Source organism: Candidatus Zixiibacteriota bacterium (assembly GCA_018820315.1).
Taxonomy (GTDB): domain Bacteria; phylum Zixibacteria; class MSB-5A5; order JAABVY01; family JAHJOQ01; genus JAHJOQ01.
On sequence record JAHJOQ010000168.1, the window covers coordinates 1 to 6,248 of the forward strand.

The window sequence follows — 6,248 nt, forward strand, 5'->3', positions numbered from 1 at the left end:
TGTGTTTATAGAGACGACATGCAGCAAACCTGCGTGACTAGTACGAATTGGACCGACAACAATCCGGGGACTTCGGAGAGATGCTATCGTGTCACGGCATGGAACGAGGCGTGCGGCGAGTCCGGATTCTCGAACCAAGCGTGTTGCACGGCCGGACCCTCCCCAGACTGTCCGATCCCTGTATGCTTCAGCTTCACTGATAACACGGAGGACTACTACGCCATCCAGATCGACATGGCTACCCTCGAGGGTATGTCTCTCCAGAAGTGCGATGAGATCGGCGTATTCGACGGTCCGCTCTGTGTCGGAGCCTCCGTATTCCAAGAAACCTGGCCGATGGCGATTGTGGCTTGGGAAGATGATCCTCAGACTCCAGCGGTTGACGGTTACATATCCGGCAATCCAATGACATTCAAAATCGCAAGGTCGCTTGACTGCGAGCACTGCATGGCGATGAACGTAGTCTACCTTCTCGGAGACGGTAACTTCGGAACCGGACCTTTCGCAGAAATAGCCTCAATGGATGGACAGTGTATTGTATGGATCGAACTCGAGCTTGATCGAGGTTGGAACTTCAAATCCGTCAATGTGGATCCTGATCCTTCTGACATGCTCACGATTTTCGCGTCGGTCATAGACGATGTGAGCATCATCAAAGGCAGAACGGGCTTCTGTATTCCTGGCGGTGTCTGCACGCTCAGCGACTGGGATCCATTTCAAGCCTACAAGATCCACATGCAGGCAGATCACTTGCTCGAGATCTGCGGTGCGCCGATCGATGTCGAGACTCCAATCCCGCTTCCCTCGGGATGGAGCTGGATCACCTATCTCCCGAATTGCCCGATAGATGCTGTAGGCGCTACGGCATCGATTGTCGACTGTCTCGACATTCTGAAAGCCATGTACGGATTCTACATTCCACCAAACAACTTCATGGGAGATATGTATACGACCGAGGGTTACGCAGCGCATTTGCACTGTGCGGACGTCTTAACATATCCTACGTGCCCAGTCATGGCTGCGAAGCAATCGCGAAGTGATGCTGCCGCTCTGGCGAATGAAACAGCACACTTCGGTGCGGTCCGCCCCACTGAGGATTACCATGCGGTTGTCATTCACGTGAACGGTAATGTTCAATTTGGTGACGAAGTCGGTGTTTATTCCAGCTCCGGATTACTCATCGGAGTGGGCGCGTACCAGGGTGGACCGATCGCTGTTAGAGCGTGGGCAGATGATGCTCGGACAAATGAAATCGATGGATGGATCAACGGTGATGAGATGTATGTGCGGTTCTACAAAACGGCAACAAGTAGTGAGTCCTCCCCAGCACTCAGCCTGATCAAGGGCAGTTTTGCCTTGGGCGAGTCGCCATTTACCACTCTACAAATGGACGTCGGCGGTTCACGCCCGCCCAAGTCGGAGTTCAGTTTGTCCGTAAACTATCCGAATCCTTTCAATCCAGAGACAACAATTAGCTTCACGTTGTCGCAGGCTCAGCACATTGAACTGCTGATCCATAATCTGCTAGGGCAGAAAATCAGGACTGTTGCGGAAGGGTACTTCAAGGCTGGAGAGCATCAAGTCACATGGGATGGAAAGGACTCCGATGGCCGGGCGGTTCCTTCTGGTGTCTACTTCTACACTATCGAGGTTGATGGACACGAAGAGACTAGGAAGATGACTCTAATCAAGTAGTCAAGGCATCTGTTGTCACTAGTGAAGAAGGAGATGAAGACATGAAACAGCTTCAAGCAGTGGTTGTTACTGCTGCGATAGTAATCTGGGCTCTTGGGGCAGTCCCAGCGATCTATTCGCAGCCGTGTGATGATATTCACTTTCTGTTCACCACAACGGAGGACTACTACGCTATCCAGGTGGATTCTGTGGGTGCGGATTGCATGTTGGAGGTGTGCGACGAGATCGGAGTGTTCGATGGCGATCTCTGTGTTGGTGCAGCAGTATACATGGGTCAGTGGCCGATAGCTATACAAGCCTGGGAAGATGATCCGATTACTGAGGATGTCATTGACGGCTATATCGAAGGCAATGAAATGAGCTTCCGAATATGGAAGCATCAGAGCGATACAGAGCATTCTGACTATCAGGAGCACTATATCTTAGGAAATGGGACATTCGGTTACGATATCTATGCCGAGATATGGCTGGAGTGCCCGTGCCAGCCGCCTGGCATATCGTGTCCTGAGATGCCGATTGATGTGCTGGTGTGTGATCCTGGCGAAGTCTGCGTTGAGCTCCTGATAGTTGATTATGAAGTCGTGGACGCGGGTGACGCTTCTTGGGCCAACGATCTGCTCTGTTTCACTGCCACCGCTTCCGGGGCGTACGACTTCCGGGTCATAGCCAGTAGTAGCTGCGGTGCAGATACGTGTGATCTGACAATAAATGTCCAGATTGGTGAGCGACCCATTATCGGTTGTCCGGAGACAGCTGTCGATACGGCAGTCTGTGAGCCCATTGAGATCTGTGTCGACATGCCCATTGAAAACTACTCGCAGGTGTCGGCTGAAGGCGGAACATGGGCGGAAGATCTTGCCTGCCTCATTGTTGACACATCCGGCACTTACAGGCTGGTAGTCACGGCCGTGAACGACTGTGGGACCACTACGTGCAGCCTCTGGGTAATAGCAGCCGTCGGCGATGTCGATCCTCCTATGATCCAATGCCCGCCGGACACCATGATTGGGTGCAGTGACGATGTTCCGATAGTGCAGCCGCAGGTGATCGACAATTGTGATCCGCAGCCGGTGTTGGAGTATTTCGACACCGAGTTCCCGGGTGACTGTCCGAGCGAATGGACCATTGTCAGAAAGTGGGTGGCGACCGACTTTTTAGGCAATTCTGATACCTGCGAGATGGTGATTACCATTCAGGACACAACTCCACCAGCTGTAGATTGTCCTCCGGACACCGTTATTGACTGTGACGACTCGACCGACCCGTCGAACACGGGCACTGCCACCGCCACCGACAACTGCACGGCGAGTCCTGTCGTCACATATTCAGATGTCCAGAATGGTGATGTGATCACTCGTACATGGACTGCTACTGATGACTGTGGCAACACCAATCAGTGCGATCAGACTATCACCCTGACAGATGTCACCGCTCCTGTCGCGACGTGTCCATCGGATACGACGGTGGAATGTATAGCTGATGTGCCGGCAGCTGATGTTGGTCTTGTTTCAGTGACTGATAACTGTGATCCGAGTCCTGTGGTGACTCATATCAGTGATGTCTCCGACGGCAACAGCTGTCCCGAGGTAATCACCCGGACTTACAGGGTGACCGACGCTTCGGGCAACTGGTCCGAGTGTACACAGCTTATCACCGTAGATGATACTACAGTTCCAGTTGTGACCTGTCCTTCGGACACCGTTATACCGATAAACAGCTCGTACGAACCTGAATGCACCGGCGGATACCCCGTCGTGACTGACAATTGCGATCCGTCACCATCCGTAACTTACCGGGATTCATCTCTTGCCGGCGGGATCGTTCGTATCTGGTCATCGGAGGACGATTGTGGAAACACGTCTATGTGCATGCAGGCAATAGGCCTGGGAGCTCCTGAGTATCCCATCGATTGCCCCGGTGCTGCGATTGACGCGCACATTTGTGGTCCTGATAGCATCTGTATTGATCTGCCCATTGTCGAAAACGCACAGGTCGATGTTCAGGGAGATGCTGTCTGGCATGATGATCAGCTGTGCTTTTTCGCTGCCACCGCTGGCACGTACAGTTTCGCGGTGACCGCTACTGTTTATTGCGGGACCGCCTACACATGCGATATTACCGTCAATGTTGAAATGACGCCGGAGGTTCAAATTGACTGTCCGGATGTTCCAATCAACATGTCTGTCTGCATTCCGGTCGAGGTATGTGTAGATCTGGATATCGAGAATTACAATCAGGTTAGTGTAAACGGGGCTACATGGGATGACGGTCAACTCTGCTTCGATGCCGACCAGTACGGTACTTACGTGTTTGAAGTTGTCGCCAGTAACGAATGCGGCGATGACACATGCATGCTAACTGTAGAACTTGATGATTCGTGCGAGTGCCTTGGAGGACGATCGGTCTTCGAACCTGACACTCTGTACGCAGTCTTCAGCAACGCCATAGATCCGATTATCCTCAACATATTCGTTGGCGACTTCGAGACCTGCGATGTGGACGACATTGATGAGGCGAGCATACTGATTAACGGATCGGTTGTGCCATCAGCGACGATGGTTGTGCCCATACACCCTGATTTCTTGGGCGAGGTACTAAAGATTACTTTCCCCGCGAAGGAGTTCCTCGAGACTTATGGAGTCCTGTGGGATTGGAGCGATCAGCCATATACTGTATCAGGCATGTTCACGAATGGTGCGGAGTTCATGTTTGAGGATATGATTAGCATTTTCGGACACAGATCGGGGGATGCAAATGGTAATGGTTACATTGATCTGGATGATATAATGTATCTGGTGACATTCATTTTCGCGGACGGATCCGCCCCCGATCCGATCGAGCTCGGTGATGCCGATTGCTCAGGAGTAGTGGATATTGATGATGTAGTCTTCTTGATAGACTATGTCTTTTCTGGAGGTCCGGAGCCAAGTGTAAGCTGCCTATAGGGCAGCTTACACTCGTGCACATATCGCAATGCGCTGTGTCGGTTATCTATGGACAATCTGAAATGAGACCCTTGAATCGGCACGGTGGATTCCGGCTCCTGGAGGCTGGCTTGGATCCGTGCCACCTGTTTAAAAGTAAGAAATGACATAACTACCGGGAGCCGAAAAGGTGTTCTTAAGACGAAATGCACTTATCTTCTTGAGGCATTCTCCTCTCTTGCTTCTTACACTCACAATACTTGTAGGGAGCTTAGTATCCGCAGCCGCGGCTCAGCCATGCGCTGGTCCTGTGACACATTTCACGTTTAATTCCGATACTGAAGACTACTACGCGTTGATCCTCGATTCTGCATGCCTCTGCTGTGATTTGGATACGTGTGACGAGATAGGCGTTTTCGACGGCGATCTGTGCGTAGGAGCTTCAGTTTTCATGGGTGAATGGCCGCTGGATCTTATGGCGTGGGAGGATGATCCCATGACTGACTCCGTCGATGGATACACTGACGGCAGTCAGATAGTCTTTCGAATCTGGAATTACTCGACGGAAGTGGAGGTTATCGATGAGATATCTGCAGCCTTCACACACGGGGACGGCACCTTTGGTGGCAGTACCTATGCTCGACTGTGGATCGATTGCAGTTGGCAATGCGGTGACTGCAATCGTAGCACTAATGTCGATATCGATGACATGATGTTTATCATCAATTATATGTTTGCCGGAGGACCAGCACCGAACCCGTTTGAAATCGGTGATGTCAACTGCCTTGATGAAATCGATATCGATGACATCATGTACCTGATCAACTACATCTTTGCGGGTGGTCCCACGCCATGTGAAGGCTGTTGAGCGATCCAGCATTTTCCTAGAACTCCACACTTATCACTACCAGCCTGATATCGCAGAGTAACTGGCTGATCCAGAGTCCAACTCCCGGTAGAAGCGAAACGCTTAAGGATCTTATGTCGCCATCTTTAGTGTTCTGCAAATTGAGACTCTGGAGGATTCATAAATAGTTTTCCAGATCACGACCTAGACGTTGACTACCGGTCAGCGCCGCCTAAAATAGCTTGACGAAGTATCCGAAAACACAATATATTGTGGTTGCTGGATATAGAACCACAATAGCTTGTGGTATTGAGTGGTCACTTGGTGAGTGAACCAGTTCCGGCATGATGGAAACAGCCAGCTTTGGCAGGCTTGATGCCTGAGATCTTGATCGCCAACGCCGCAGTGCTCCATCTGACCAGGAGACTGGAAGGTGGCCGCAGAAGGAAAAATGCAGAAATGATGGCAGATAACACCATCGTCCACCAATCTCTGATCTGTGCAACACAGGGACTTACGAAGCCTCTGTTTGCTGGAATGTCGGATAAGACGTGTTATCTGACGTTCGGAAGAGGCATTTTGTGGGCAGGAATTGCAGGCTTATTCGTGTTTCGGAGGGTGTGGATCGAAGTGGAGTGGCAAGTAAGCGGTAGCACTACAGGCGGTTATCTGTGTTGTCACCTGTTACGGCGGCTGCCTGTTCTCTGCTCTTTGGCGTCCTCGATGCCCCTAAATGGGCACTTTCCGGAAGGCGGATGCCGCCAAATCGAGCATCAGCCGAA

Annotated in this window: 3 protein-coding genes; all 3 read left to right on the plus strand. The window is 51.4% G+C overall.

The window, feature by feature from the left end:
* A partial coding sequence (locus KKH67_16090; protein MBU1320696.1) for a T9SS type A sorting domain-containing protein occupies positions 1–1,695 on the plus strand: 1,695 nt, incomplete at its 5' end.
* A gap of 41 nt (positions 1,696–1,736) precedes the next feature.
* Positions 1,737–4,640, plus strand: a complete 2,904-nt coding sequence (locus tag KKH67_16095; protein ID MBU1320697.1) for a hypothetical protein — start codon at positions 1,737–1,739, stop codon at positions 4,638–4,640.
* Positions 4,641–4,809: 169 nt separating this feature from the next.
* Entirely contained in the window at positions 4,810–5,487 is a 678-nt protein-coding gene (locus tag KKH67_16100; protein ID MBU1320698.1) for a hypothetical protein, read from the plus strand.
* The last annotated feature ends 761 nt before the right edge of the window (positions 5,488–6,248 follow it).

What these genes read in the sequence shown, in the direction of transcription:
- KKH67_16095 (MBU1320697.1), top strand. Translation starts at nt 1,737, where the DNA reads ATGAAACAGCTTCAAGCAGTGGTTGTTACTGCTGCGATAGTAATCTGG.